Source organism: Pseudomonas sp. G1002 (genome assembly GCF_013385455.1).
In the GTDB taxonomy this organism is placed as follows: domain Bacteria; phylum Pseudomonadota; class Gammaproteobacteria; order Pseudomonadales; family Pseudomonadaceae; genus Aquipseudomonas.
Genome location: NZ_JACAPY010000019.1, coordinates 228,701 through 253,703, shown reverse-complemented (window position 1 = coordinate 253,703; position 25,003 = coordinate 228,701). Strand labels below are relative to the sequence as shown.

26 protein-coding genes are annotated in these 25,003 nt (G+C 58.8%); 18 read left to right on the top strand and 8 right to left on the bottom strand.

Annotated features, from left to right (window positions below):
* The first annotated feature begins 12 nt into the window (after positions 1–12).
* From HX801_RS10375 to HX801_RS10320, 12 genes are all read left to right on the top strand, one after another.
* Positions 13–858, top strand: coding sequence for a polysaccharide lyase (locus HX801_RS10375; protein ID WP_256662413.1), 846 nt, complete (start codon positions 13–15; stop codon positions 856–858).
* Positions 859–1,401, top strand: coding sequence for a DapH/DapD/GlmU-related protein (locus HX801_RS10370; protein ID WP_102368815.1), 543 nt, complete (start codon positions 859–861; stop codon positions 1,399–1,401).
* A 54-nt stretch (positions 1,402–1,455) separates the two neighbouring features.
* A complete protein-coding gene (locus HX801_RS10365; RefSeq protein ID WP_177022019.1) occupies positions 1,456–2,418 on the top strand; it encodes a glycosyltransferase family 1 protein in 963 nt (320 codons plus the stop codon).
* A gap of 92 nt (positions 2,419–2,510) precedes the next feature.
* Positions 2,511–2,909: a polysaccharide biosynthesis protein gene (locus HX801_RS10360; RefSeq protein WP_003211350.1), complete on the top strand. Its 399-nt coding sequence runs from the start codon at positions 2,511–2,513 to the stop codon at positions 2,907–2,909.
* The gene (locus tag HX801_RS10355; protein WP_003211352.1) at positions 2,910–3,386 is read left to right on the top strand and encodes a glycosyltransferase; all 477 of its coding nucleotides are present in this window, start codon (positions 2,910–2,912) and stop codon (positions 3,384–3,386) included. It abuts the gene before it with no gap.
* Positions 3,387–3,440: 54 nt separating this feature from the next.
* The gene (locus tag HX801_RS10350) at positions 3,441–4,868 is read left to right on the top strand and encodes a mannose-1-phosphate guanylyltransferase/mannose-6-phosphate isomerase (protein ID WP_177022018.1); all 1,428 of its coding nucleotides are present in this window, start codon (positions 3,441–3,443) and stop codon (positions 4,866–4,868) included.
* 12 nt (positions 4,869–4,880) lie between these two features.
* Positions 4,881–6,224 (top strand): UDP-glucose/GDP-mannose dehydrogenase family protein, encoded by a 1,344-nt coding sequence (locus HX801_RS10345; protein WP_003211357.1) that lies wholly within the window; start codon positions 4,881–4,883, stop codon positions 6,222–6,224.
* Between the two features lie 179 nt (positions 6,225–6,403).
* On the top strand, positions 6,404–6,688 hold the full coding sequence (locus tag HX801_RS10340; protein ID WP_003211359.1) for a hypothetical protein: 285 nt from the start codon (positions 6,404–6,406) through the stop codon (positions 6,686–6,688).
* 85 nt (positions 6,689–6,773) lie between these two features.
* Complete coding sequence (locus HX801_RS10335; RefSeq protein WP_134326351.1) at positions 6,774–7,886, top strand: polysaccharide export protein; 1,113 nt, start codon at positions 6,774–6,776, stop codon at positions 7,884–7,886.
* 14 nt (positions 7,887–7,900) lie between these two features.
* The gene (locus HX801_RS10330) at positions 7,901–8,560 is read left to right on the top strand and encodes a YjbF family lipoprotein (RefSeq protein ID WP_032899416.1); all 660 of its coding nucleotides are present in this window, start codon (positions 7,901–7,903) and stop codon (positions 8,558–8,560) included.
* Complete coding sequence (locus HX801_RS10325) at positions 8,557–9,324, top strand: capsule biosynthesis GfcC family protein (protein WP_134326352.1); 768 nt, start codon at positions 8,557–8,559, stop codon at positions 9,322–9,324. Before HX801_RS10330 ends, HX801_RS10325 begins: the two co-directional genes overlap by 4 nt.
* The gene (locus HX801_RS10320) at positions 9,321–11,411 is read left to right on the top strand and encodes a YjbH domain-containing protein (protein ID WP_177022017.1); all 2,091 of its coding nucleotides are present in this window, start codon (positions 9,321–9,323) and stop codon (positions 11,409–11,411) included. Before HX801_RS10325 ends, HX801_RS10320 begins: the two co-directional genes overlap by 4 nt.
* A gap of 262 nt (positions 11,412–11,673) precedes the next feature.
* Here the strand turns inward: HX801_RS10320 and HX801_RS10315 are convergent, their stop codons facing one another.
* From HX801_RS10315 to HX801_RS10295, 5 genes are all read right to left on the bottom strand, one after another.
* Positions 11,674–13,068, bottom strand: a complete 1,395-nt coding sequence (locus HX801_RS10315; RefSeq protein ID WP_023658758.1) for an undecaprenyl-phosphate glucose phosphotransferase — start codon at positions 13,066–13,068, stop codon at positions 11,674–11,676.
* 220 nt (positions 13,069–13,288) lie between these two features.
* Positions 13,289–13,978 carry a winged helix-turn-helix domain-containing protein gene (locus HX801_RS10310; protein WP_003211376.1) on the bottom strand — a complete coding sequence of 230 codons (690 nt, stop codon included), beginning with the start codon at positions 13,976–13,978 and terminating at the stop codon, positions 13,289–13,291.
* Positions 13,979–14,010: 32 nt separating this feature from the next.
* Positions 14,011–14,766 (bottom strand): EAL domain-containing protein, encoded by a 756-nt coding sequence (locus tag HX801_RS32000; RefSeq protein ID WP_008435428.1) that lies wholly within the window; start codon positions 14,764–14,766, stop codon positions 14,011–14,013.
* Entirely contained in the window at positions 14,759–15,487 is a 729-nt protein-coding gene (locus tag HX801_RS10300) for a winged helix-turn-helix domain-containing protein (protein WP_003211381.1), read from the bottom strand. Before HX801_RS10300 ends, HX801_RS32000 begins: the two co-directional genes overlap by 8 nt.
* A gap of 291 nt (positions 15,488–15,778) precedes the next feature.
* On the bottom strand, positions 15,779–16,630 hold the full coding sequence (locus HX801_RS10295) for a helix-turn-helix domain-containing protein (protein WP_003211383.1): 852 nt from the start codon (positions 16,628–16,630) through the stop codon (positions 15,779–15,781).
* Positions 16,631–16,739: 109 nt separating this feature from the next.
* On the opposite strand from HX801_RS10295, the gene HX801_RS10290 reads away from it, so the two are divergent.
* The gene (locus HX801_RS10290) at positions 16,740–17,150 is read left to right on the top strand and encodes a hypothetical protein (RefSeq protein ID WP_177022016.1); all 411 of its coding nucleotides are present in this window, start codon (positions 16,740–16,742) and stop codon (positions 17,148–17,150) included.
* On the opposite strand, the gene HX801_RS10285 is transcribed toward HX801_RS10290, so the two are convergent.
* On the bottom strand, positions 17,144–18,139 hold the full coding sequence (locus HX801_RS10285; protein WP_008435422.1) for a LacI family DNA-binding transcriptional regulator: 996 nt from the start codon (positions 18,137–18,139) through the stop codon (positions 17,144–17,146). The genes HX801_RS10290 and HX801_RS10285 overlap by 7 nt on opposite strands.
* Positions 18,140–18,306: 167 nt before the next feature.
* Between HX801_RS10285 and HX801_RS10280 the strand changes: the two genes are divergently transcribed.
* From HX801_RS10280 to glsB, 5 genes are all read left to right on the top strand, one after another.
* The gene (locus tag HX801_RS10280) at positions 18,307–19,437 is read left to right on the top strand and encodes a Gfo/Idh/MocA family protein (protein WP_177022033.1); all 1,131 of its coding nucleotides are present in this window, start codon (positions 18,307–18,309) and stop codon (positions 19,435–19,437) included.
* Positions 19,438–19,451: 14 nt separating this feature from the next.
* A complete protein-coding gene (locus HX801_RS10275; RefSeq protein WP_177022032.1) occupies positions 19,452–20,504 on the top strand; it encodes a sugar phosphate isomerase/epimerase in 1,053 nt (350 codons plus the stop codon).
* Positions 20,505–20,546: 42 nt separating this feature from the next.
* Positions 20,547–21,773, top strand: a complete 1,227-nt coding sequence (locus tag HX801_RS10270) for a nucleoside permease (protein ID WP_177022015.1) — start codon at positions 20,547–20,549, stop codon at positions 21,771–21,773.
* A gap of 104 nt (positions 21,774–21,877) precedes the next feature.
* On the top strand, positions 21,878–22,363 hold the full coding sequence (locus HX801_RS10265; protein WP_177022014.1) for a DUF2199 domain-containing protein: 486 nt from the start codon (positions 21,878–21,880) through the stop codon (positions 22,361–22,363).
* A gap of 187 nt (positions 22,364–22,550) precedes the next feature.
* Positions 22,551–23,459, top strand: a complete 909-nt coding sequence (glsB, locus tag HX801_RS10260) for a glutaminase B (protein ID WP_003211397.1) — start codon at positions 22,551–22,553, stop codon at positions 23,457–23,459.
* Positions 23,460–23,574: 115 nt separating this feature from the next.
* On the opposite strand, the gene HX801_RS10255 is transcribed toward glsB, so the two are convergent.
* Both HX801_RS10255 and HX801_RS10250 read right to left on the bottom strand, forming a co-directional pair.
* A complete protein-coding gene (locus HX801_RS10255) occupies positions 23,575–23,922 on the bottom strand; it encodes a DUF6124 family protein (protein ID WP_003211399.1) in 348 nt (115 codons plus the stop codon).
* A gap of 484 nt (positions 23,923–24,406) precedes the next feature.
* Positions 24,407–24,754, bottom strand: coding sequence for a DUF6124 family protein (locus tag HX801_RS10250; protein WP_177022013.1), 348 nt, complete (start codon positions 24,752–24,754; stop codon positions 24,407–24,409).
* Positions 24,755–25,003: the final 249 nt, after the last annotated feature.

Below are 25,003 nucleotides of genomic sequence, written 5' to 3'. Positions count from 1 at the left end.
GGGGCAACCGACGTGAAAAAGACAGCCTCGACGCTACTCATTGTGGCGTTCGCCCTGCAGGTGGCTGCCAGCGGCGCATCTGAGTTGAACGACCGTTGCGAGCCAGGCATCAAGAACATCTACCCGTCACTGCCGGACGTTTCGCAGATGGCCGACGGGCCCCAGGCGCAAAGCAGCATAAAGGGCAGGGCCAATCTGACGAACAAGGCCTACAGCCAAAAGATCAAGGACATTGCCGTGCATTTTCCGGCCGGCTCCTATGACCCGGGTTCGATGGTGCGCCTCGGGTTGCCCTACGGCGGCATTGAATTCAAATCCCCATTGCCGCAACCAGGCAGGGAATGCCTGGTACTGACCTATGAGTTGAAGTTCGACAGGAATTTCGACTTTGTAAAAGGCGGCAAGCTCCCGGGCCTCTACGGTGGCACCGGCAATACGGGCGGCAAGATACCGAACGGCCATGACGGCTTTTCCACGCGCTACATCTGGAAAGAAAAGGGCGCAGGCGCCATTTACGCGTATTTGCCCACCAGTAAAACCTGGGGCACGGCAGTCGGGTTGGGTTCCTGGATCTTTACGGTGGGGCAATGGCACAGGTTGGAGCAACTGGTGAAGTTGAATACGCCGGGGCAGGCCGACGGTGTGATTTCCATTTGGTACGACAACCAGCTGGTGCACTCGGAAACCGGGCTGACGTTTAGAGACACGCCGGAGATCACCATCGACGGCTTGCTGTTTTCGACGTTCTTCGGTGGCAATAACCCGTCTTTCGCCACGCCGGTGAGTACCAATATCCGCTTCAGGAATTTTGTGATGAGTTCACAGCGCGTAACGGATACTTCAGGGCAGGGCGAGTAGATGAAGAACCTGAAGCTGAACATCAAGAAGGCCGCTGTTGCGCTGTTCAATACGCTGCTCAGCCTGGCGTTGTTTTTCAATCTGCGACGCGCGTTGCTCCGGGCAACCGGATGCCGGGTGGGCGCCCGGACCACGATCCACCGCAACGTGGTGTTTTTCTCCTTCGGCAACTTCTCGGTCGGGAAAAACTGCACGGTCAATTACGACTGCTACCTGGATAACCGGGCGGGCATCCGCATCGGCGACAACGTCAATATTTCCCATAACACCCGGATTTATACGCTGGGCCACGATATCGATGACCCCATGAGTTGCCTGGTGGGGAAGCCGGTGTTGATTGAAGACAATGCCTGGATCTTTCCCAATGTGATGGTGATGCCAGGCGTCACCATCGGAACAGGCGCGGTTGTTTATCCGGGCAGTGTGGTCACGCGCAACGTTGCAGCGTATTCGATCGTGGGTGGCAACCCGGCCAAACATATCCGCTTCAGAAACAACACCATTCGATACAACGCCGACTTTCCGATCTGGTTTGCAGTGTAAGCAATCTCACTGGTCCCACCTTTATTTATGCAGGACTCTGACGTGAAATCATTAATGATTGCATGGATTGGCTATCAACGACGCGCCGATACCATGAAGCAATACTGGGCGTATGACATTCTGCATCTGCCCAACCAGTTCAAGAAGAAATCCGCGCGGCCGCTGGATTACTTGATCAAGTCGTTTAAAACCCTGAAGACGCTGCTGGCCGGTTCGCCTGACGTGCTGTGGGTGCAGTTGCCGCCGAGCCCGGTATTGCATATAGCACTGGCCTACAAGTTTATATTCAACCGCCGGCTGAAGATTATCGCCGATGCCCACAACAGCCTGTTGCGCAAACAATGGATAGGCTTTCCGGGCACGGTAGCGCTGTTGAATAGAATCGATGCCGTCGTCGTTCATAATTTTAAAGTCAAAGAGGAGTTGGCCGGCCTGGGCGTCAAGGACACCAATATCTTTATCCTGGAAGACTTGCCGTGTGACTTTCACGCGGCGCCCGCCAGTGAGCGCGAGACACCCTATGTACTGTTTCCGTGCTCGTTTGATATCGATGAACCGATCGAGATCGTGATCAACGCCGCCCGGGAAATGCCCGGTGTCGACTTCCTGATCACCGGCAAGCATCAGGGCAAGCTCTCCGAGGAGCTCGTGGCGTCACTCCCCGAGAACATCAAGCTGACCGGCTTCCTCAGCAAGGCGACCTTTGAACAGCTGCTGTGCGACGCGAATGTGGTGCTCGGCCTGACCACCCGCGACAACGTCCAACTGAGCGTGGCCAACGAAGCGGTCAGCGCCGGCAGGCCGATGGCGCTTTCGAATACCACGGTACTGCGCTCGTTGTTTTCCGAGGCGGCGGTGTTTGTCGACACCCTGGACCCGCTGTCCATCAAGGCCGGCGTCGCGCAGCTCATCGCCAATCAAGAAACCTATAAAGAGAAATCGGCCTTGCTCAAAGCCAAGCGAATAACCCGCTGGAAAGGCCAGGCCCAACTGTTAAGAACTGCCGCCACTATTTAATGATGTCTATTACACCTGACAGGAAGGGAACCGTCATGAGTCAATCAAGTGATGTTTTATTGATTTGTTCTGGAGGTGGGCACTGGGTACAAATGAGCAAGTTGCTGCCTGCCTTCGACGGTCAAAAAGTTACCATCGCCACCGTGGATATCAGCATTGGCTCGCAGTATCCAACCCATGCCTTCGCGCAAGTCCCGGACTTTAATCGCAGTGAACCGTTGAAGATCATCAAGGGCTTTTGCCAGATCTTTGCGATCGTTTACCGCAGCAAGGCCAGGTACGTGATCTCCACCGGGGCGGCACCGGGGTTGCTGGGGCTGGTCGCGGGAAAACTCATGGGCAAAAAGACCCTGTGGATCGACAGCATTGCCAATCCCAAGAAGCTCTCGTTGTCCGGCAGGATCGCTGTGTATTTTGTCGATGAGTTGCTGACCCAGTGGCCCACGCTGTCGCAAAACAGCCGGGCCCAATATAAAGGGAGGATTGTATAAATGATATTTTGCAGCGTTGGCACTCAAGCACCCTTTGAAAGAATGCTCGGCTACTTGCATGAGTGGAGTCATGCAAACCCGCAGGTCCCGATTGTTGCCCAGGTGGGCAATAACGAAAATGACCTGGGGCGCATTACGGCTTACAAGACCATCGCCGAGCCGCTGTTTTCCAAAAACTTCAATGCGTCAAAGGTGATTGTTTCCCATGCGGGCATGGGCAATATCATTCGCTCCCTTGAACTGGGCAAACCGATTGTTATTGTCCCGCGCGACAGTCGGCGCGGTGAACACATCAATAATCACCAGTACGACACCGCCGAAAACTTTTCAGACCTTCCCTCTGTGTTTATCGCCCATGATAAAGATGCGTTCTTTTCGGCGATTGATTCGGCGCTTAACTACAGTAGTGCCGAAAGTTCACTGGACTTTACCGAAAGGGACCGCTTGATCAGTTATGTGAAGTCATTCACTTCTTAAGTTTCGGCTGTTTGTCAATCCGCTCTTATTGCCTTTAATCATCGAGTAATCGTTATGATCCCAGTTATATTGTCTGGCGGTTCAGGCACGCGCCTGTGGCCGCTTTCAAGAGCGCTTAAACCAAAGCAGTTTATTGCGCTGCACGGTGACTTGAGTTTGTTTCAAGCCACCTTGGATCGCATCAAGAACCTGTCGATAGAGGGCGAGACCGTCAGCCCGCCGATCATTGTGTGCAACGAAGAACACCGTTTCATCGTGGCCGAGCAAAGTCGATCACTGGACGTGATTCCGCAGAAAATCCTCCTTGAGCCGACCGCCCGCAACACCGCCCCGGCGATTGCGGCAGCAACCCTGTCGGCGCTGGCGGATGGGGACGATCCGATCCTGCTGGTGCTGGCGGCGGACCATGTGATCGGCGATACCCAAGCCTTTAATGCGGCCTTGACGCTGGCCAAGGTGGAAGTCAACAAAGGCAAGATCGTCACCTTCGGGGTTGTGCCCACCAAGCCGGAGACCGGCTACGGCTATATCCGTACTCAAGCGGCTGCGGTGGACGGCGCCGCGCATGTCGATACCTTCGTGGAAAAGCCCGACCTGGCGACCGCGCAAGGCTACCTGGAACAAGGCAACTACTTCTGGAACAGCGGCATGTTCATGTTCCGCGCCTCGGTGATGAAGGCCGAGCTGGAGCGCCTGAGCCCGGAGATCATGGTGGCCGCAGAACTGTCCCTCTCCAACGCGGCCCATGACCAGGATTTCACCCGGCTCAGCCAGGTGGATTTTGTGAACGCGCCCAACGTGTCGATCGATTACGCGGTGATGGAAAAGACCGACATCGCGTCGGTGGTCATCCTCGATTCGCCGTGGAGCGACCTGGGTGCCTGGGACTCAGTGTGGGAAGCGGGCCTCAAGGATCAGAACCAGAACTGCACCCAGGGTGACGTGCTGCTGCAGGACGTCACCAACAGCTATGTGCATGCCAGCCATCGCCTGGTCACGGTTGCAGGGATCAATGATGTGGTGGTCGTCGAGACCGCCGACGCGATTTTGGTGACCACCAAGGACCACGCGCAAGACGTCAAGAAAATAGTCGCGCAGCTGACTGAAAAGCACCGGATCGAGAGCACCAGCCACCGCGAAGTCTATCGGCCGTGGGGCAAATATGACTCGGTGGACCAGGGCTATCGGTACCAGGTGAAGCGGATCACGGTGAAGCCGGGGCACAAGCTGTCGGTGCAACTGCACCACCACCGGGCCGAGCACTGGATCGTGGTGTCCGGCACCGCGAATGTGCAAATCGCCGACAAGCAAGTGCTGCTGACCGAGAACCAGTCCACCTACATCCCCATTGGCGTTGTGCACTCCCTCGAAAACCCGGGGCGAATCCCGCTGGAGCTGATTGAAGTCCAATCGGGCTCGTACCTGGGCGAGGACGACATCATCCGCTTTGAAGACCGCTATGGCCGCCTCGAGCTTGTTTAAAGGAAGATTGAAATGAATGTAACTGTATTTGGAATCGGCTATGTGGGTCTTGTGCAGGCAGCGGTGCTGGCCGACGCGGGGCATGAGGTGTGTTGTGTCGACGTGGACGCGACTAAAGTCGAGAACCTCAAGGCCGGCATTATTCCGATCTTTGAGCCCGGGCTGAGTGCGCTCGTCCAGAAGAACCACGATGCCGGACGCTTGCACTTCACCACCGACGCCGCACAAGGCGTGCGGCACGGAGAGGTGCAGTTCATCGCCGTGGGCACCCCGCCTGATGACGATGGCAGCGCAGACATCAAGTACGTGCTCTCCGTTGCCGCGACCATTGCGCTCAACATGACCGAGCCGAAGATTATCGTTAACAAGTCCACGGTGCCGGTGGGGACGGCGGACAAGGTCCGGGCGAAGGTGTCCGAGGTGTTGACGTCGCGGGGGCTCGAGGTGGAGTTCCACGTGATCTCGAACCCCGAGTTCCTCAAGGAAGGTTCGGCGGTCGCCGACTGCACCCGGCCCGACCGGATCATCATCGGCAGCGACAGCAGTTACGCCGTGGACCGCATGCGGGAGCTGTATGAACCCTTCAACCGCAACCACGAAAAGATCATCACGATGGACATCAGGAGTGCCGAGCTGACCAAGTACGCGGCCAACTGCCTGCTGGCCACCAAGATTTCCTTCATGAATGAAATGGCCAATTTCGCCGAACGCTTGGGCGCCGACATTGAGGCGGTTCGTAAAGGCATTGGCTCCGATCCACGGATCGGCTACGACTTTATCTACCCAGGCTGCGGTTATGGCGGCTCGTGCTTCCCGAAAGATGTGCAGGCGCTGGAGCGCACCGCGTCGTCGATCGGCTATCAGGCAACGCTGTTGTCTGCCGTCGAGGAAGTCAACAAGCGCCAGAAGCAGCACCTGTTCGGGCATATTCACCACCACTTCGGCGGCCAGCTGGAGGGCAAGACCTTCGCCATCTGGGGCCTGGCCTTCAAGCCCAATACGGATGACATGCGCGAAGCCTCGAGCCGCGTGTTGATCGAACAACTGCGCAGCGTGGGTGCCAGGGTCCAGGCATTCGACCCCGAAGCGATGGCCGAGACCCAGCGCATTTACGGGATGAACGAAGACCTGTTGCTGATGGGCACCAAGGAAGCGGCGTTGCAAGGTGCCGATGCGCTGGTGATCGTGACCGAATGGCGGGAGTTCAAGGCCCCGGACCTGGACTTGATAAAAGAAAAACTGAGCACGCCGGTGATCTTTGACGGCCGCAATATATTTGATCCGCAGCGTATGAAAGCCAATGGTTTCGAGTATTACGGTATTGGTCGCGGGTTATCGGTACGCCCCGTTGTTTAATCCTGACGATTATTAACATTGGTGGTTTGAGCTATCCACAAGTGAGATGATTTCGAGGAGGTTAAGTGCGTGATCCAACAGGATCTTTGCGCAGTTTGCATAGCCTGTTTATCTCCGTTCCATCACTACGCCCTTATTGCATTATTTGATAAGGGGTAAATATCGAGAAGGAGTCTGATATGAGGAAAATACTGTTGGCCGGCGTGCTGGCCTTTAGCAGTACTGCGGCATTGGCGGCAGGTGAAGTCGCGAGCGAGGCCTTGAGCGATGCGGCCGGCGCGAGCGAGCCCCTGTCGTTGAGCACCCCGCTCGTGGGCGGCGTGACGCTCGGTGAAACCGTCGGGGTCGGTACCGCGGTAGTCGGCGCTGCGGCGGCGGCTTCCAACTCGGGCGGCAGTTCCAATGGCGGTACTTCCGGCACCGGCGGCACCACCGGTACAGGCGGTACCACCGGTACCAACTAATAACCCGCAATGTGTGTTGTTCAAGATCACCCGGAACTTCTGGGTGATCTTTTTTAGACTCGCCCTCGACTAGCGTAGTGCCATTATGATTCGTAGGTTACCTGTTCTTTTGCTGGCAAGTTTCAGCTTGCACGGCTGCATGTTTTCGCCTGGTCAACATATGGACACCAGTCAAATGTCCAGTGAGGGTTCTCCCGAAAGTACTCGGGTAGAGTTGATTCCCATCACCCCCAAATTGATTGCCATGGATGCCGCCACGCATGTTCGTGAATCGGTGCCGGCGGAACTGTTGTCTTATGTGCCCGGTGGCTATCGCGTCGGTGCCAATGACCTGTTGTTTATCACGGTTTGGGACCATCCCGAGTTGACGGCACCGTCCGGGCCGCAACAGCAGATCGACGCCAACGGGCGCCTGGTTCGCCCCGATGGCACGTTGTTTTATCCGTATATCGGCAACGTCCCGGTGGCCGGCAAGACCATCGAAGAGCTGCGGGCCTTTATCGCCGGGCGCTTGTCGCAATTTATTGAAAGCCCACAGGTCGACGTCAGCGTCCTGCGGTTTGCCAGCCAGACAGTGGTGGTGACCGGGGCGGTGATCAAGGCCGGGCAACAGCCGATCACCACCACGCCATTGAGCGCCGTCGAGGCCATTGGGGCCGCCGGTGTCGACCCCACGAATGCCGACCTTTCGAGCCTGACCCTGACGCGCGACGGCCGTGAGTACACGCTTGACCTGGACAGCCTCAATCGCCAGGGCTCGCAACTGCAGGGCATCTACCTCAAGGGCGGCGACCGGTTGTACCTGCCCTATAACGACCAGAAACGTGTCTACCTGATGGGCGAAGTCAATCAGCCCCGGGCCCTGAGCTTCAAGGGCAAGTCGATCAACCTGACCGATGCCCTGGGTACCGTAGGCGGCTTGAACCAGACCACTTCCAATGGCAATGCGGTCTATGTGATTCGCGGCGTGGACAACCTGGAAGCCGAACCGGCCAAGGTGTTCCAACTCGATGCCCAATCACCTTCCGCGCTGGTGCTGGCCACCCGGTTCGACTTGCAACCCCAGGACATCGTGTACGTCGGGCCGGCCGGCGTGACGCGCTGGAACCGCCTGATCAGCCAGTTGCTGCCGACGGCCAGTGCCATTGGGATTGGTGCCCGATCGGCCAATGACCTCAGTGAAGTCAACAGCAGATAAGGCGTTATCCCGTGGTGAAAATGTTGCCTACCAGCGCCTGCCTGTCGATGGCGCTCTTGTTGTGCGGGTGTAACCCGTTGATGAGGGCGTCGTGGTACACCCTCGAAACTTCTGTGACGGGCCCGGCCCCGATCAACGTGACCCGCGCCCAGGTCGACGCGGTGCCATACCCGCAGATCCTGGTCACCACCGCCGTCAGCGAGGGCGTGATGGCCATGGCCCGGCGCCGGGGCGACCTGCAGTTCTGGGTCGCTTCCGGCAAGCAAGTGGTGATGATGCGTGACGGCCTGGTGGTACGCACTGTCGGGCTGGGTGTTTCCCTGGATGGCACGCGTTTCAGTGGCGAATCGCCGTTCAAGCGCGGGCTCCAGCATCTGCCCGACGGTTACACCGGCACACGCTGGATCGACCTCTACGACGGCAACCGAATCGGTATCGCGGTCAACAGCCGTTTCAGCAGCCACGGTATCGAGACCCTCCGCATTCTGGACAAGGATTACGCCTTGCTGCGCATCGACGAGCAGGTGGACGCTCCCACCTTGAATTTCCGCGCCACCAACCATTATTGGGTCGACCCGCAGGATGGTTTCATCTGGCGCAGCGAGCAGCATTTGACGCCCCGGTTGGCCCTGAAAATCGTGCAGTTGCGTCCCGACCGGGAGGCAGCCCGATGAAGTGTTCGAAGCTTTTATGGCTGGGCCTGTTGCTGATCGGCCCCGGCACTGGCCAGGCGGCCGTTACAGTCAGTGGCGATGTGCGCAGCCCTGGCGCCTTCGAGGTCAAGCCGGGGGCGCGTTTGCTGGACGTTATTCGTGTGGCCCAACCCAATGCAGAAAGCTACTGGTTGGGCGCCGCGTGGCTGCACCAGTCGTTGGTGAGCACGCAGGAACGCTTGAAGGCAGGGGTTTTGTTCGATCTGAAACTGCTGCAACGAGGGGCCTTGCTGGATGACCGTGGCTCCCGGGCGGACTTGAGTGCGCGTCTGTATCGACAGGTCGAACAGTTGCCGGTCACCGGCCGCCAGGTGCAAGTGCTGGACCCGATCGCCGTGGAGACGGGGTTCGCGCGCAACGCATTGCTGGATGACGGGGACCGGCTGGTCTACCCCGTGAGGCCGTCCACCGTGCAGGTGCTCGGGGCGGTCGCGCAGTCCTGTGATGTGCCGTACCGGGCCATGCGCGAGGTGCGGGATTATGTTGGCGACTGCACGGTCCTCGATGACGCCGAGCGCGATGACCTGTGGCTGATCCAGCCCGACGGCCAGGTACGGCGCGTGGGCGTGGCGGCGTGGAATCGCGAGGACGGCGTGGTGGCGGCCCCCGGCAGCAGGATCCTGGTGCCGATCCGCAGCGACGACCTTGAGACGCCGACCCCTGATCTCAACCAACAACTGGCCGAGTTTTTCGCCACTCAACCGTTGGCTGAGGTGAACCCTTGAATTTACGTTTTGCGGCTGTACTGCTGTTGCCTTGCGGGTTGGCTCACGGTGACCCCCGTTACACCCAAAATGATTTCGGCGGCGTGGGCCTGCTACAGACCCCCACCGCACGCATGGCCCCGGCGGGAGAGTTGAGCGCCAACGCCAACCGCACCGATCCCTACTCGCGCTACAGCTTTTCCCTGCAACCGTTTGATTGGCTGGAGGGTTCGTTTCGTTATACCGCCATCAGCAACCGCAGGTACGGCGCCGAGGCGTTGAGCGGAAGCCAGAGCTTCAAGGACAAGGCCATCGACTTCAAGGCGCGGCTCTGGGAGGAAAGCCGGTGGGCACCGCAGGTGGCTTTCGGTGCCCGGGACATCGGCGGTACCGGGCTGTTTTCCAGCGAATACTTTGTCGCCAACAAGCGCCACGGCAACCTGGATTTCAGCCTAGGCATCGCCTGGGGCTACCTGGGAAACCGAGGCGACTTCGGCAACCCGCTGTCGGTGTTCGGCAGCAAGTTCAACGACCGGCCCAAGAGCACTGCGGTCGTCGCCAGGGCAGGGGACGTGAACTCCAACGCCTATTTCAGGGGCCGCCCTTCGTTGTTCGGCGGGATCGCCTATCAAACGCCCTGGGAACCCCTGAGCCTGAAACTCGAATACGAGGGCAATGACTACAAGCACGAGCCGTTGGACAACCCGATCAAGCAGGACTCGCCGGTAAACATTGGCGTGGTCTATAAGCTGGCTGACAGCGTCGACCTGAGTGCGGCCTGGGAACGCGGGAATACCGCGATGTTCGGCATCACCCTGCACACCAACTTTGTCAGCCGCAAGGCACCGGTCAAGACCTATGACCCGCCCGCCGAACCGTTGCCGGCGCGCATGCCCACCACCCCGGCCGACCAGGTCAACTGGGCCAACGTCGCCGACAGGCTGCAGCAGAATGCCGGCTACAAGGTGGAGCGCATTGCCCGGCGCGGCTCGGAATTGATGGTGTATGGCGAGCAGCAACGCTACTTCTATTCAGCCAAGGCCGTGGGACGCGCCAGCCGGATTCTCGACAACAGCGCCAATCAGGATATCGACTGGTTCACCCTGGTGAACAAGCGCTATGACATGCCCATCGAAGAAACCAGCGTGCCCCGTGCCACCTTCCGCGCCGTGGTGAACAACCAGCAACCGTTGACGGACCTGCACCGTAATACCGAGGTCAATCCGGCGGTTGCCCATCGGGAAACCACGCTCTACAGCAGACAATCCGAGCCGTTCAACTATGGCCTCGGCCTGGGTTACAAGCAGAACATCGGTGGCCCCGACGGCTTGCTTTATCAGTTCACTGCCGACGCCGACGCGGAGTACCGTTTTACCCGCAATACCTGGTGGAGCGGCTTGCTCAGCGCCAACCTGCTGAACAACTACGACAAGTTCACCTACGACGCACCCAGCGGGTTGCCGCGAGTACGCACCGACCTGCGCCAATACATGACCACGTCCGATGTGACGATGCCGAACTTCCAGGTCAACCATGCGCAGCGCCTGGACCGCGACCTGTATGGCATGGTCTACGGCGGCTACCTGGAGTCCATGTACGCCGGGGTGGGCGGCGAGGTGTTGTTCCGGCCGGCGGGCAAGCACTGGTCAGTGGGCGCAGACATGAACTTCGTGCGCCAGCGTGATTTCAACCAGGGCTTCGGCCTGCGGGATTACCAGACCATCACCGGCCATGTCACCAGCTATACCGAGCTGCCCTATGACACCCTGGCCGCCGTCAGTGTGGGGCGTTACCTGGCGCGGGACTGGGGCACCACCGTCGACATCTCGCGCCAGTTCAAGAACGGCGTGAAGTTTGGTGGCTGGGTGACGCTGACCACCGCCTCGAAGGAAGAATATGGCGAAGGCAGCTTCGACAAGGGTATCTATATTTCCGTCCCCTTCGACGAATTGATGAGCACCTCGACGATGCGTCGGGCCAACGTCGTATGGGCGCCACTGACCCGTGACGGCGGCGCACGCCTGAACCGCGGCTATTCGCTGCAGACCATGACCGACGGGCGTGACAGCGAGTTGTTCTACAACAACTTCGAGAAGATCACCGAGTGACGGTGCGGCATCTGCCGACCAGGTTGTCGACTGCCCGGCGTTGAATGCGCCGGGCAGTCGCCACGCCGAACGCTACAGCGCCAGGTGCAATGCCGGCGCGCAACACTTGCCTGACTTTCCTCTTTGATGACTATGCGAATGGCCCGGGCCGGGCGTTGCTGTGGGCGCTATCGTTGCGCCTTGCGGGGAGTGGTGGCGGGGAGGGCGCAAAGCGCGCCTGGTGCCCCGCGCCGCCGATGCAGCGGCACGGGGAAGGGCGGGGTCAGTAGATGTCTTTGGACAACAGGGTAAACGGCGTCTTGAACAGGATCTTGATGTCCAGCCACAGCGACCAGTTGTTGATATAGCGCAGGTCGATATCGACGCGTTGCTGCATCTTCTCCAGGGTCTCGGTTTCACCCCGGCAGCCATTGACCTGCGCCAGGCCGGTGATGCCGGGCTTGATGCGATGCCGCGCCATGTACGCGCGAATCTTGCCCGAGTAGTAGTCATTGTGGGCGACGGCATGCGGGCGTGGGCCGACCAGTGCCATATGCCCTTGCAGCACGTTGAACAGCTGGGGCAGCTCGTCGATGGAGGTGCGGCGGATAAAGCGCCCTACGGGGGTAATGCGTGAGTCGTTGCGGCTCGCCTGGCGCACTTCGTGGTCGTCATGCACGCGCATCGAGCGGAACTTCCAGACCTTGATCACCTCGCCGTTCCAGCCGTGACGATCCTGCTTGAAAATTACCGGGCCGGGAGAGGTGAGTTTGATCAGCAGGGCGAACAGCAGCAGCAACGGGCTGAGCAGGATGATCGCCAACAGGGCCAGGCTCTTGTCCAGCAGCGACTTGCTCAGTGCTGCGGTCGGCCGGCTGGTCAGCGGGCTTTCATTGAGGAAGATCGCGGGCAATCCATCCACCTCGGCCACGCTGTGGTTGAGCAGCAGCATGTTGTTGAGGTCGGGCACCCAGATCACGTCCACGCTGATCTCCAACAGGTTGAGGTACAGCGCCTCGATGTGGGTCGCTTCCTGGAGAGAGTGAGTGATGTACAGGCGGCGGATACCGTGCTGGCGGATCAGCGCGGGAAGATCGGGCAAGTCACCGAGGATCTGAGGCTGGGTGCCGGCCTGGGGGGAGGTGGTGCGGGGACCTACGAGACCGACCAGAGGGGAGCGTTTTTGCCTGGCGAGAGTATTGGCCAAGTCGGTTGCAAGTTTTCCCGTACCAATAATCAGCGATTTCTGGCGCTCATGTAGTTGCCGGTGGTAGTACCTGGATAGACTGTGAATGGGAATGTAGCAAAGGGCTAGTATTGGATAGCTGACAGCAGCCCAGAGTAGCAGGATCTCGATGGGAAACAGCGAACTGGCATTACAGGCTATGCCGACCGCGAACAATATGCCCAGGGTCAATAACCAGCCGGTGAATAATCGTCCCAGCCCAACAAAAAAGTCATCTTTTTTGCTATAGACGTCACATAACATGTAGGCCGGTATAGAGGCCAGTATTGTAATGGCTGCCAATATCCGGTAGTGGGATTCCAATTGCCCGGTCTTGAAAAGTACCAGTGAAAACAAAAGTACAACGACCACACTCAGGGCAATTGCCCACTGTCCCCAAAAGGTCAGGCCTTTGGGTGTAAGGTTACGATGCATTCTTCTGTTGTTAAGCATACTTCTGCTCCCTGTGGTATCCACTCACGTGCTGGCAGGTTAAAGCGAGGCGTGGTTTTAATGACTATCAAATGGCAGGCGCACGCGTAGGCGTGCGTATTGATAGTAATAAATGGCAGGGAGCAATGGCTGACGACTTATAACGCGGTCATGTTGTTATAAAATGGCAGATAGAAAGGCGTTCTAATAGGCAGGGTGAATTGTAATTTTTATGAAATAATTATTGTTCTGTGACGTTCGCGCGACTGCTCAGCGGGCTTTTTATTTTTTGTGTCAGGCAGTAGCCACGGTTACGCACCGCGCGGAACAGGCGTTCGCCATCATTCACGCGCTTGAACTTGTCCTGCAATCGGCTAAGGCACATTTCAAGCCCGCGATAGAGGTCGGGCTCACGTCCGATGTTGCGGATAAGTTCTTCCTTGCTCACCACACGTTCTTCATGGTTCAACATTTTCTTGATCAATGCCGACTCAATAGTGGTCAAGGAAATGCGTAGCCCACCTTTCACCAGCGCACGATCTTGCTGGGTAAGTAGCCAGACATCGGGGCCGCGTAATGCAGAGGATGAGTTAACTGTTTCCGCGGTGGTGTTATTCAGGTCCGTGTGTGTGACGTCTGATTTTAGAGCCGTGATGTTAGGTTTTTTTGATGCGTCGTAAAGTTGTCGGGTCAGCCGATTACTGGCTTCGTAAAGTCTTTTGGCGGCGACATAGTTACTGAGCCACAGGTTGAAATTCTGCTCTTTGGTAACGGCGTAGGAACTGGTCGAAGCGTCCGATGTTTTTTCCACGGTTTCGATCAGCGGCCCGCTGTCGACGTCGTAATGTAAAAATGCCACATTTGGCGTGAAATCGTGCAGTGCGATTGACGGGTACGTCGATGTAAATGTGTGTTTCTTGAGAGAACTCATGGCATTCACCGATTCCAGGAAAGTACGGGGGTTCATAAACTATCAGCAGGGGAGAAGTAGGGGCCCTGAAAATAGTCAAAAGGCAAGCGTCTGGCGAGAAGTGCGCTGTCGGCGTGCTCGACGTTGTCGGCGATGAAGGAGACCCGGGTGGTGCTCATCAGCCCCAGCATCTGGTCGTAAAGCCGGTCGAACAGGCCCGAGCGGGTGTTCAGACTGAGCCTGAGGGCCGAGTCTGGAAAAGGCATTTTTATATAGTCATAAAGACTCAAGTCGATCAGCAGGTCGGTGTTTTTTGTATTTAATGTGTAATTGTTATAGGCAAGCTTCAGGTTGCTCTGGTCTTTCAGGCTATACAGTTGACGGATCATGCTCCGGCGTTCCAGCGGGCCCGGAAGGGTGTCCAGTGTATTTTCAACGCTGACAATGAGTTGTTGTCTGTTTTTTTCCAGCGTGTGTGAAGTATCGATAATTTCCTTGAGCAGGTCCTCATTCATCAACAGCGATTGCTCAACTCGGAAAAACTTGTGGAGGCCCGGGCTTTTATCCGCGCGCAAACGTTTACTTGTGCGGGCAAATGAACTCGGCCTGGCATGTTGCAGGGCTTCGCTGTAGGCGTCTTTAAGTTGTTCGGAATAAAACGGGCAGGCGTCATCACGCGGGCTGTCGAGCGCAGGCTCGGCGTGGACGCGGATCTCACTGCCCCATAGCGTGCAACTTCGTTCAAGTATCGCTTGCCGCGAAAAGGTGAAGCAGGCTGACGCCTCACGTAATAAGGTTCCGCTATTCACGGTTCGACCGCTCCCTGACGGGGTGGATATGATTAACCGAAGCCAGCCCTCTGCTTAGTTTGTAGCCGTAACCGCGAATGCTCTGGATTATATTGCTTCCGTAATGTGATTTTATTTTGCCACGTAACCGGCTAATCGATTTTTCGAGGGCCCTTGAATCATAAAATCGGGGATTCAGCCCCATTACCACGGCAATTTCATCATGGCTGAGCAATCGATTATGAATGAGCGCTTCCAGTACTTTCATTTCGACAAAGGACACTTCGAGCTTTTTGCCACCCCCGTAGATGCACATGCGGTCCTGATCGAGTAGCAAATCAGTATTACTTAGCCAGTATGTCTCGCTGAGGAACGCGGCAAACAGGGCAAGTTTTTTCTCGGGCGAGCTCTCGACGACCTTTATGCAGTAATCGGCGCCTGCGAGATAATATTTGGTTTTGCTTAGTGTAGTGGCGAAGGTGACAACCAGGAAAATGGTGCTGCCAGGATTTTCCGATCTGGTTTTTTTAATGATGTCCAGCGTTTGGGTGCTGGCAGAGGGGGTGTCGATCTCTATGATGATGGCACGGTAATGTCCATGGCTTGCATAGGGACCGATTAGTTGGCCGTAGGAGCGTGTATCGACTTTTAGATTTTTCGGTACAGTACGAACTATAAGCTCGCTGAAGTCCTCGGATTTCGATGGGGTCCGTGCAATAGCGAGGACGTTGGAAAAATGCATCACGTTGCTCCCTTTTCCGGCATGCGAGGCCGTCAATTCAATCGCTGCAGGCGTTTAGATGTTAATCGAATTGAATACGCCAAAACGTGACAAATTTTAACATTCGGCACTTTATTTGCGGGGGGTAAGGCGGATTTCAGGCGGGTGTTGAGAGCGGGTTTGTGGACCGGAGTACTCATATGCTAGTGCAAATTTTTTAGTGTGCGATAAGTATTTTAGGCGGGTTGATTTTTTTTGGCTGGAATGATTTAAGCCTTCTAGTCCCTTAGCTCTAAAAATGCTTATACGTGACTATTTATAATAATCCAGCAAGGCGATAGCGGGCGTCGTGTGCTGGGGGATGCTCGCGCGGTCGGCCAGGTAGCGCGCCGGCGGTTGGCCGATGGCCTTGCGGAACATGGTGATAAAGCCGCTGGCGTTTTCATAGCCGAGGTCCAGCGCCACCGTCTGCACACTTTCGCCTTTCGCCAGGCGCTGCAGTGACAGGATCACATGCAGTTGCCTGCGCCAGCGGCCGAAACTCAGGCCGATCTCCTCCAGCAACAAGCGCGTCATGCTGCGTTCGCTCATGCCGATGCGTACGGCCCATTCGCCCAGGGTGGCCTTGTCGCTGGGGTTGGCCAGCAAACTGTCGGCCAGGCGCCGCAGCCGAGTGTCCCGGGGCATGGGCAGGTGCAGGGCCTCCACCGGTGCCAGTGCCAGTTCGTCCAGCAGCGTGGCCACCAACCGGCCCTGGGCGCCCTCGGTGTCGTACAGCGGTGGGAAGCTGACGGCCTTGCTGATCAATTCGTGTAACAACGGCGATACCGCCAGGGTGCAGCATTGCCGGGGCAGGGCGCCGGCAGCGTCGGGGTCGACCAACAGACAGTAGATATCCGCTGCCCCCGACCCGCGCGCGGCATGGGAAAGGCCGCCCGGAATCCACAACGCGCACTGGGGGGGCACGATCCAGATACCTTCTTCGATGACGCAATGAATCACCCCGCGCAATGTGTACATCAACTGGCCCTTGCGGTGCTGGTGCGGTGCGTGCTCCCAACTCGCAGAGGTGCTTGAAGCGCTCACTGCAACCACCGCACGGGGAATTGCATCGGCGAGGGCCGGGCGCAAGGGGTCACGGGTTTCGAGGCGGTGGTTGTACATGGCGGCGCGGCGTCTTGGCTGGAATGCGAAACATTCTGGCCATTCTGTGCAATGGCGTCCAGTGATGGCATGGCTATCATGAGAAACATTCTCGTTAAAGGAGCTTCCCATGCAACTCGACAGTTCAACATTCCCCGTGGTGAAAATCGTGTTTGACGCCCCCAGCGACACTCCCCCGCAAGATACCTTTGGCGCATTCGAGGCCTTGTTGCAGCGCGAGGAACCCTTCGTCCTGCTGCACGAGAAAGCCGTGGATGAAAGCACTCACGAGCATTCACACGAAGAACGCAAACAGGCCTCGATCTGGATGAAGAAGCACAAGGTGGCCCTGCGTACTTTCGTCAAAGGCATGATCCAGGTGGAGCCCAGCGCAGCCAAGCGCCTGGCGCTCAAGCCGTTTGCCGTGATGTTCGGCAAGGCGTGGGGCTACCCGTTGCTGGTGGTGGAATCCACGGATCAGGCCTGGGCATTGGCGGGGGATGTGCTGGATACCCAGGTGTCGGATGTGGCGCACTATTGAGTGTGGGGCGCTGCCGTGCTGCCGCGTACTGTGAGTTCGAACGGCACTACAACCTGACGCTCCGACAGCGGCGTTTTCTCGATCAGTGCGATGAGCATCTCGACCGCCTTGCGGCCGAAGATTTCGGCAGGCTGTGCAATGGTGGTCAGGGGCGGGTCGCAGTAGGCCGCGAAGGGGATGTCATCAAAGCCCACCAGGGAAATATCCTGGGGCACGCGCAGGCCCTGTTGCTTGATGCGCTTCAAGGCGCCGATGGCCATTTCGTCGTTCTCGCAGAACAGCGCAGTGGGCCGCTTGGGCAGGGCGAGCATGTTGCCTGCGCCCTCGAAACCGGCGTGCAGGGTGAAGTCGCCGTGGCAGATAAGCGCCGGGTCGCGGGGGATGCCCGCCGCGAGCAAGGCATCTTCATAACCGGCCACGCGGTCACGGGTCAGTGGGCTGCTTTTCGGGCCTTTGATCAAGCCGATGCGGCGGTGGCCGAGGTCGATCAAGTGCTGGGTCATAGCCCGGGCGGCGCCACGGTTGTCGAGGCTGATGGTGGGGTGGCGACCGTCCTGGATCACCTCGCAGGCGTTCACCAGTGGCGGTGAGTCGCTGCAGTCGCTGAATGGGTCTGAGGCCCGCAACTGAATCACACCGTCGGCCTGATGGGCGTGGACCAGTTCGGCGAACTGTTTTTCGATTTCTGCCTGGCCCCGGGTGTCGCACAACAGCAACCGATAACCCGATGCCTGCGCCGCTTGCTGTGCACCGCTGATGACCCGGGCGAAAAACGTGTTGGCAATCGCCGGCACCAGGATCACCAGGTTGCCGGTGCGCCGCGAACGGAATTGCACCGCCATGCGGTTCGGCCGGTAGCCGGTCTGTTCCACGGCGGCGTTGACCTTGTCGCGGGTCTCGGGCAACACGCGTTCAGGGCTGGCCAGGGTTCTGGACACGGTGGCCACCGAGACCCCGGCCAGGCGGGCGACTTCACGAATATTGGACAAGACCACCTCGTTTTCAGAACAGCAGCCTGCAAGTTTACCGCAGTCGGGGTTTGACACCGCGAGCAACCAGGCCTAAATTTCCGGCACGATGTAACCGGTTACATCATGATCGGTAATTGCCCATAAAGAGAAGACTTGCGATGACGGTTGCTGTGCAAAAAATAAGAATGGGCTTTGTTGGCGGCGGCGAAGGCGCCTTCATCGGCCAGGCTCACCGCCAGGCGGCGGGGCTGGATGGGTGTTATGAACTGGTGTGCGGTGCCTTCAGCCGTGAGCCCGAGAACAACCGGAGCACCGGCAATGCGCTGGGCCTGCCCGCGTCCCGCTGTTACAGCGAATGGCAGCAGATGCTCGCCGGCGAACAGGCGCTCCCGGCCGAGCAGCGCATGCAGCTGCTGGTGATCGTCACCCCCAATCATCTGCATGCACCGATTGCGACCCAGGCGCTGCAGGCGGGCTTCCACGTGTTCAGCGAGAAGCCGGCCGCGCTCAATCTTGCTGAAGTGCAGGCGCTGGCAGACGTTGTCAAAAACAGTTCCGGGCTTTATGGGCTGGCACACACCTACCTGGGTTACCCGATGGTGTGGCAGGCCCGCGACATGGTGCGCAATGGCGTGATCGGCGCGTTGCGCAAAGTGATCGTCGAGTACCCACAAGGCTGGCTCAGCCAGGACGTGGCCGGGCAGGGCAACAAACAGGCGGACTGGCGCAGCCGGCCCGAGCTGTCGGGACTGGGCGGCTGCATCGGCGACATCGGCACTCACGCCTTTTCCCTGGCCGAGTTCATCGCCGACCAACCGATCGAACAGCTTTGCGCGAACCTGGGCATCCATGTACCCGGTCGGCAACTGGATGACGATGCCGCCATGCTGTTCAAGATGGCCTCCGGCGCCAGCGGCGTGCTGATCGCCAGCCAAGTGTGTGCCGGTGAAGAGAACCCGCTGAAGATCCGCCTTTATGGCGACAAGGGCGGCCTGGAATGGCGCCAGGAAGAACCCGCCAGTCTGATCCATCGTTCCCTCGACCAACCGCTGCGCATCCTGCGTTCCGGCGTCGGCCAGCCCTGGCTGTGCGACGCGGCATTGCAGCGCATGCGCCTGCCCGCCGGGCATCCCGAGGGTTACCTGGAAGCCATGGCCAACCTCTACCGCGACTTCGCCAAGGCCATTCGCCAGGGCACCGAGGCCGTTGGCGTACCCGGCATCGAACTCGGCGTGCGCGGCATGGCCTTTATCGAAGCCGTGATCGCCAACCATCGCGGCGAGGCGAAGTGGACCACCCTGGCGAACCACCCATGAAGGAGACTACAGACATGCGCGGCCCAGGCATTTTTCTCGCCCAGTTCATCTCGGACGAAGCGCCTTTCGACACCCTGGCCAACATCGCCCAATGGGCGGCGTACCAGGGCTACAAGGCGATCCAGTTGCCCACACTTGGCACCCGCTACATTGACCTGGCCCGCGCTGCAGAAAGCCAGGCCTACTGCGATGAACTCAAGGCGACCTGCGCCCATGCCGGCGTCGAAATCAGCGAGCTATCGACCCACCTGCAGGGCCAACTTGTGGCCGTGCACCCGGCATTCGACACGCTGTTCGACGACTTCGCCCCGGCCCATCTGCGCGGCCAGCCCCAGGCACGGACCGAGTGGGCCATCGACCAATTGAAACTCGCCGCCCGCGCCAGCCAGCGCCTTGGCTTGACGGCCCACGCGACCTTCTCCGGCGCGCTGCTCTGGCCGTACATCTACCCCTGGCCACAACGCCCCAGCGGCCTGGTGGAGCAAGGCTTTGCCGAGTTGGCCAAGCGCTGGCTGCCGATTCTCGATTGCTTCGAGGCGGCCGGCGTCGACCTGTGCTACGAAATCCACCCCGGCGAAGACCTTCACGACGGCGCCTCTTTCGAGCGCTTCCTCGAAGCCGTCGACCACCATCCCCGGGCCAACATTCTCTACGACCCCAGCCACCTGCTGCTGCAGCAAATGGATTACCTGGGCTTCATCGACCGCTACCACGCGCGCATCCGCATGTTCCACGTCAAGGACGCCGAGTTTCGCCCCGACGCGCGCTCCGGCGTGTATGGCGGCTACCAAGGATGGGTCGACCGCCCTGGCCGTTTTCGCTCATTGGGCGATGGCCAGATCGACTTCAAATCGATCTTCAGCAAGCTCACCCAGTACGACTTCCACGGCTGGGCCGTGCTGGAGTGGGAGTGTTGCCTGAAGGACGCGCAACAAGGCGCGGCAGAAGGGGCGGAGTACATCCGCCAGCACATGATCCGCAAGACCAGCAAGGCATTCGATGACTTCGCCGGCGTGACATCCGACGAGCAATCCAACCGACGGCTGCTGGGCCTGCCCGACGCCTGAACAGCGCCTCTGCCCCAAAATAACAATAAAACGGTGACCACAATGAAAGCGCGACTGAGCGTCATGATGTTCCTGCAATTCTTCATCTGGGGCGGCTGGTTCGTCACCCTCGGCACCTTCCTCGCCAGCAACCTGGGGGCCAGCGGCGGGCAGATCGGCATGGCGTTTTCCACCCAGTCGTGGGGGGCGATCATCGCCCCGTTTATCATCGGCCTGATCGCCGACCGCTACTTCAACGCCGAGCGCATCCTGGCGGTGCTGCACCTGATCGGCGCGGTGCTGCTGTACCAGCTGTACCGCGCGCCGGACTTCGTCGGCTTTTATCCCTACGTGCTGGCATACATGGTCATCTACATGCCGACCCTGGCACTGGTGAACTCGGTGGCCTTCCGGCAAATGAGCGACCCGGCCCAGGAGTTTTCGCGCATCCGTGTGTGGGGCACCCTGGGCTGGATTGTTGCGGGGCTGGTGATCAGCTTTGTGTTCGCCTGGGATTCGCAGCAGTCGATCACCACGGGCGCGTTGCGCAACACCTTCCTGATGTCTGCCATCGCGTCAGTGGTGCTGGGTTTCTACAGCTTCACCTTGCCGCGTACCGCGCCCTTGAAAGCCGAGGCGGGCAAGGGTGATATCAAGCAACTGCTCGGGCTGGATGCGCTGGGGTTGCTCAAGGATCGCAGCTACCTGGTGTTCTTCATCGCCTCGATCCTGATCTGCATTCCCCTGGCGTTCTACTACCAGAACGCCAACCCGTTTCTCGCGGAAATCGGCGTGACCAACCCCACGGCAAAAATGGCCATTGGGCAAGTGTCCGAGGTGCTGTTCATGCTGCTATTGCCGCTGTTCATCCAGCGTTTTGGCATCAAGGTCGCCCTGTTGGTGGGCATGCTGGCGTGGGCGCTGCGCTATGCGCTGTTCGCCTACGGCAATAATGGCGAGCTGGCCTTCATGCTGTTTACCGGGATTGCGCTGCATGGCATCTGCTATGACTTCTTCTTTGTCTCGGGGCAGATCTACACCGACGCGAAAGCGCCGGAGCGCTTCAGGAGCTCGGCGCAGGGGCTGATTACCCTGGCTACGTACGGTGTGGGCATGTTGATTGGGTTCTGGGTGGCAGGGCAGGTGACCGACCACTATGTGGCGGCGGGTGGCAGCCATGACTGGCGCAGCATCTGGTTGTTTCCGGCGGGGTTTGCGCTGGTGATCTTTTTTTGTTTTTCGCTGGCGTTCAAGGGGCGGGAGCGGGTGCCAGCAGAGCCGGCTGATTGACGCATGGCGCCCGCAAAGCGGCGTTGCGCAGCGTTGGTATCGCGCTAGAATGGCCCGGCGCAGCGAGTCGACTGTGCGGCCAGAATGTTTGAAGGAGACGCTAATTGCTGTGCAACCAGTGCGAAGAAGAACACCGGATTGACGAGATGGAGCTGGCGTTTCGACGTCCTGATGCCGTTATGGCGCTATCGCAAGACGACAGAGAGAGTGGGGTCCAGGAGAACAATGACCTGGCCATCATCGGCGGTAAGCAATTTTTCATTCGTGCGTTGCTGCCATTGCCGGTGCTGGGTCGCGAGGAGGTTTTTCACATCGGTATTTGGGTCAGGATCGAGCAGTTGGATTTTGAGCGGGTTTACGAACTCTGGGATGACCCGCAGCAATCAAGCGAACCACCGTTTTCGGTGACGATTGCCAATGACATCCCGGGTCTGCCTGCAACATGTGGGCTCCCCGCCATGCTGAACCTGACTGACCCGGCTAACCGGCCAAAGGTGACGCTGATCGCGAGTAACCATCCGCTGTCGCTTGAGCAATGCCGAGGCATTACGGCGCATCGTGCACACGAATATGTGGTGTGGACACGTTGACGCCACTGCCAGTAGAGACCATAAGAAACGCTGCGACCGAATGCCCGACTCTTCATGGATCGACCAACAGTTAAAGTCTGAATAAACGAAGACCTCGTTGTGCGCGCCTGCGCGTTTCTACCCCCTGGGTTTCAGGTATCCTCCGCGCCCGCCAATCACTATTTTCCAAACCATGCCAGAACACAACATGCAGGCCCTGTTGGAGTCGATCCTCGACGAAGTCCGTCCACTGATCGGCCTCGGCAAGGTCGCCGACTACATCCCCGCACTCGCCGACGTGCCGGCCCAGCAACTGGGCATTGCCGTGTATGGCAATGACGGCTCGTCCTACTGCGCGGGTGATGCTCACACCTTGTTCTCCGTACAGAGCATCTCCAAGGTATTCAGCCTGGTGCAGGCCATCGACCATGGCGGCGAAAGCATCTGGGAACGCCTGGGCCACGAACCTTCGGGGCAGCCGTTCAACTCCATGGTGCAACTGGAGTTCGAGCGTGGGCGGCCACGCAACCCGTTTATCAACGCCGGTGCGCTGGTGATCTGCGACATCAACCAATCGCGCTTTGCCGTGCCGATTTTGTCCATGCGTGATTTTGTGCGGCGGCTGTCGGGCAACCCGCAGATCCTGGTCAACAGCGTGGTGGCCGAATCCGAAGCCCAGCACGGTGCGCGTAATGCGGCCATGGCGTACCTGATGAAGTCCTTCGGCAACTTCCACAATGACGTGGATGCAGTGCTGCACAGCTACTTCAACTATTGCGCATTGCAGATGAGCTGCCTGGACCTGGCCAAGGCATTTTGCTTCCTGGCGAATGAGGGGGTGTGCACCCACAGCGGCGAGCAGATTCTGACGGCGCGCCAGACCAAGCAAGTGAACTCGATCATGGCCACCAGTGGGCTGTATGACGAGGCGGGGAATTTTGCTTATCGCGTTGGCTTGCCGGGCAAGAGCGGGGTAGGCGGCGGGATTCTCGCGGTGGTGCCGGGGCAGTTTACGGTGTGCGTGTGGTCGCCGGAGTTGAATGCGGCAGGCAATTCGCTGGCGGGGATGAAGGCGTTGGAGTTGTTGAGCGAGCGGATCGGATGGTCGGTTTTTTGAAGAGACTTGATCGCTCCCACGCTCTGCGTGGGAGCGCAGCCCTGGACGCTCTGCGTCTGCCTTTGTGACGCGGAGCGTCACGGTCTGCATTCCCACGCGGAGCGTGGGAACGAGCTCAGCGCGGGCTGGTTTGCGCGCATCGATCCAGCGCTTTGTCGACCAGCATCTGCACACCTTCCAGCATCCGGCAAATGCCCAGCGCCACGTTGCGCTGGGTACCATCGACTTCGAAGGCCAGGTGAGCGGCGATGACATTGATCGACGCCAGGTCTTGTGAGGCATTGGCCAGCAAGGTTTCCGTGTCCAGGTCCGTACGCACGGTAAATAATCCATCGAACGGTAGCTCGGTGGGTTCAGGCGGTTGGGGTTGGGCGTCAGGTTTCAGATAGTGGTGAATGGCGCGGTAAGCGGCTTCTTGAAGCCGGTCGGTGTGCGGTGGGGGATTTGGGCTGTCTTTAATCATGGTGAAGCTCCTTTGTGAATGGAGCTGCCACGATTCGCGGTCAAACGATTAGGGTGGCAGCTATACGCGGGTTGACCGACCGGCCCAAAGAACAAAACCGGCATACCCGAAGGTATCCCGCGTACAGCTGCCGCGACACAATACATCAGGCGTAAAAAAAACGCCCAAGATCGGTTTTGGCGCAGTTGTTCTATGGTTGCGGACGGTCAAATCCGGTCGCTGAATTGGCAGCGACTGCGGGAGGTTAGTCAGCCCGGGTCCGACCGACAACCTGAAACAGTTGTCGGAAAAATCCGAGCATGTCTCCCTCAGTCAGAGACGGTCCATGTTGCCCAATCGTGTCGTCCAGGCCCCGCCAAGTCGGTGCTCCGGCTATTGATCGCTCCCACGCTCTGCGTGGGAGCGCAGCCCTGGACGCTCTGCGTCTGCCTTTGTGACGCGGAGCGTCACAGTCTGCATTCCCACGCGGAGCGTGGGAACGAGCTCAGCGCGGGCTATTTTCCGCGCATCTATCCAGCGCTTTGTCGACCAGCATCTGGGCACCTTCCAGCATCCGGCAGATGCCCAGCGCCACGTTACGTTGAGTTCCGTCGACTTCGAAGGCCAGGTGAGCTGCGATGACGTTGATCGACGCCAGGTCCTGCGAGGCATTGGCCAGCAAGGTTTCCGTGTCCAGGTCCGTACGCACGGTAAATAATCCATCGAACGGTAGCTCGGCGGGTTCCGGTGTTTGGGGTTGGGCGTCAGGTTTCAGATAGTGGTGGATGGCGCGGTAAGCGGCTTCTTGAAGCCGGTCGGCATGATTTGGGGGATTTGGGCTGTCTTTAATCATGGTGTAGCTCCGTCGATAAGTGGAGCCACCACCGTTCGCGGTCAAACGAGGAGGGTGGCAGCTGTACGCGGGTTGACCGACCGGTTATCAACGAACCCGGCATACCCGAAGGTATCCCGCGTACAGCCGCCGCGACACGATACCTCAGGCATTAAAAAAACGCCTGGAATAGGTGTGGGCGTTGCAGTCGTCGATTGGTCGGACGGTCAAATCCGGTCGCTGAATTGGCAGTGACTGCGGGAGGTTAGT

Bases quoted from the DNA above. Each gene is read 5' to 3' on its own strand.
- HX801_RS10370 (WP_102368815.1), top strand. From the start codon at position 859: ATGAAGAACCTGAAGCTGAACATCAAGAAGGCCGCTGTTGCGCTGTTC.
- HX801_RS10365 (WP_177022019.1), top strand. From the start codon at position 1,456: ATGATTGCATGGATTGGCTATCAACGACGCGCCGATACCATGAAGCAA.
- HX801_RS10360 (WP_003211350.1), top strand. From the start codon at position 2,511: ATGAGCAAGTTGCTGCCTGCCTTCGACGGTCAAAAAGTTACCATCGCC.
- HX801_RS10355 (WP_003211352.1), top strand. From the start codon at position 2,910: ATGATATTTTGCAGCGTTGGCACTCAAGCACCCTTTGAAAGAATGCTC.
- HX801_RS10350 (WP_177022018.1), top strand. From the start codon at position 3,441: ATGATCCCAGTTATATTGTCTGGCGGTTCAGGCACGCGCCTGTGGCCG.
- HX801_RS10345 (WP_003211357.1), top strand. From the start codon at position 4,881: ATGAATGTAACTGTATTTGGAATCGGCTATGTGGGTCTTGTGCAGGCA.
- HX801_RS10340 (WP_003211359.1), top strand. From the start codon at position 6,404: ATGAGGAAAATACTGTTGGCCGGCGTGCTGGCCTTTAGCAGTACTGCG.
- HX801_RS10335 (WP_134326351.1), top strand. From the start codon at position 6,774: ATGATTCGTAGGTTACCTGTTCTTTTGCTGGCAAGTTTCAGCTTGCAC.
- HX801_RS10325 (WP_134326352.1), top strand. From the start codon at position 8,557: ATGAAGTGTTCGAAGCTTTTATGGCTGGGCCTGTTGCTGATCGGCCCC.
- HX801_RS10315 (WP_023658758.1), bottom strand. From the start codon at position 13,068: ATGCTTAACAACAGAAGAATGCATCGTAACCTTACACCCAAAGGCCTG.
- HX801_RS10310 (WP_003211376.1), bottom strand. From the start codon at position 13,978: ATGAGTTCTCTCAAGAAACACACATTTACATCGACGTACCCGTCAATC.
- HX801_RS10300 (WP_003211381.1), bottom strand. From the start codon at position 15,487: ATGCATTTTTCCAACGTCCTCGCTATTGCACGGACCCCATCGAAATCC.
- HX801_RS10295 (WP_003211383.1), bottom strand. From the start codon at position 16,630: ATGTACAACCACCGCCTCGAAACCCGTGACCCCTTGCGCCCGGCCCTC.
- HX801_RS10290 (WP_177022016.1), top strand. From the start codon at position 16,740: ATGCAACTCGACAGTTCAACATTCCCCGTGGTGAAAATCGTGTTTGAC.
- HX801_RS10280 (WP_177022033.1), top strand. From the start codon at position 18,307: ATGGGCTTTGTTGGCGGCGGCGAAGGCGCCTTCATCGGCCAGGCTCAC.
- HX801_RS10275 (WP_177022032.1), top strand. From the start codon at position 19,452: ATGCGCGGCCCAGGCATTTTTCTCGCCCAGTTCATCTCGGACGAAGCG.
- HX801_RS10270 (WP_177022015.1), top strand. From the start codon at position 20,547: ATGAAAGCGCGACTGAGCGTCATGATGTTCCTGCAATTCTTCATCTGG.
- glsB (WP_003211397.1), top strand. From the start codon at position 22,551: ATGCAGGCCCTGTTGGAGTCGATCCTCGACGAAGTCCGTCCACTGATC.
- HX801_RS10255 (WP_003211399.1), bottom strand. From the start codon at position 23,922: ATGATTAAAGACAGCCCAAATCCCCCACCGCACACCGACCGGCTTCAA.
- HX801_RS10250 (WP_177022013.1), bottom strand. From the start codon at position 24,754: ATGATTAAAGACAGCCCAAATCCCCCAAATCATGCCGACCGGCTTCAA.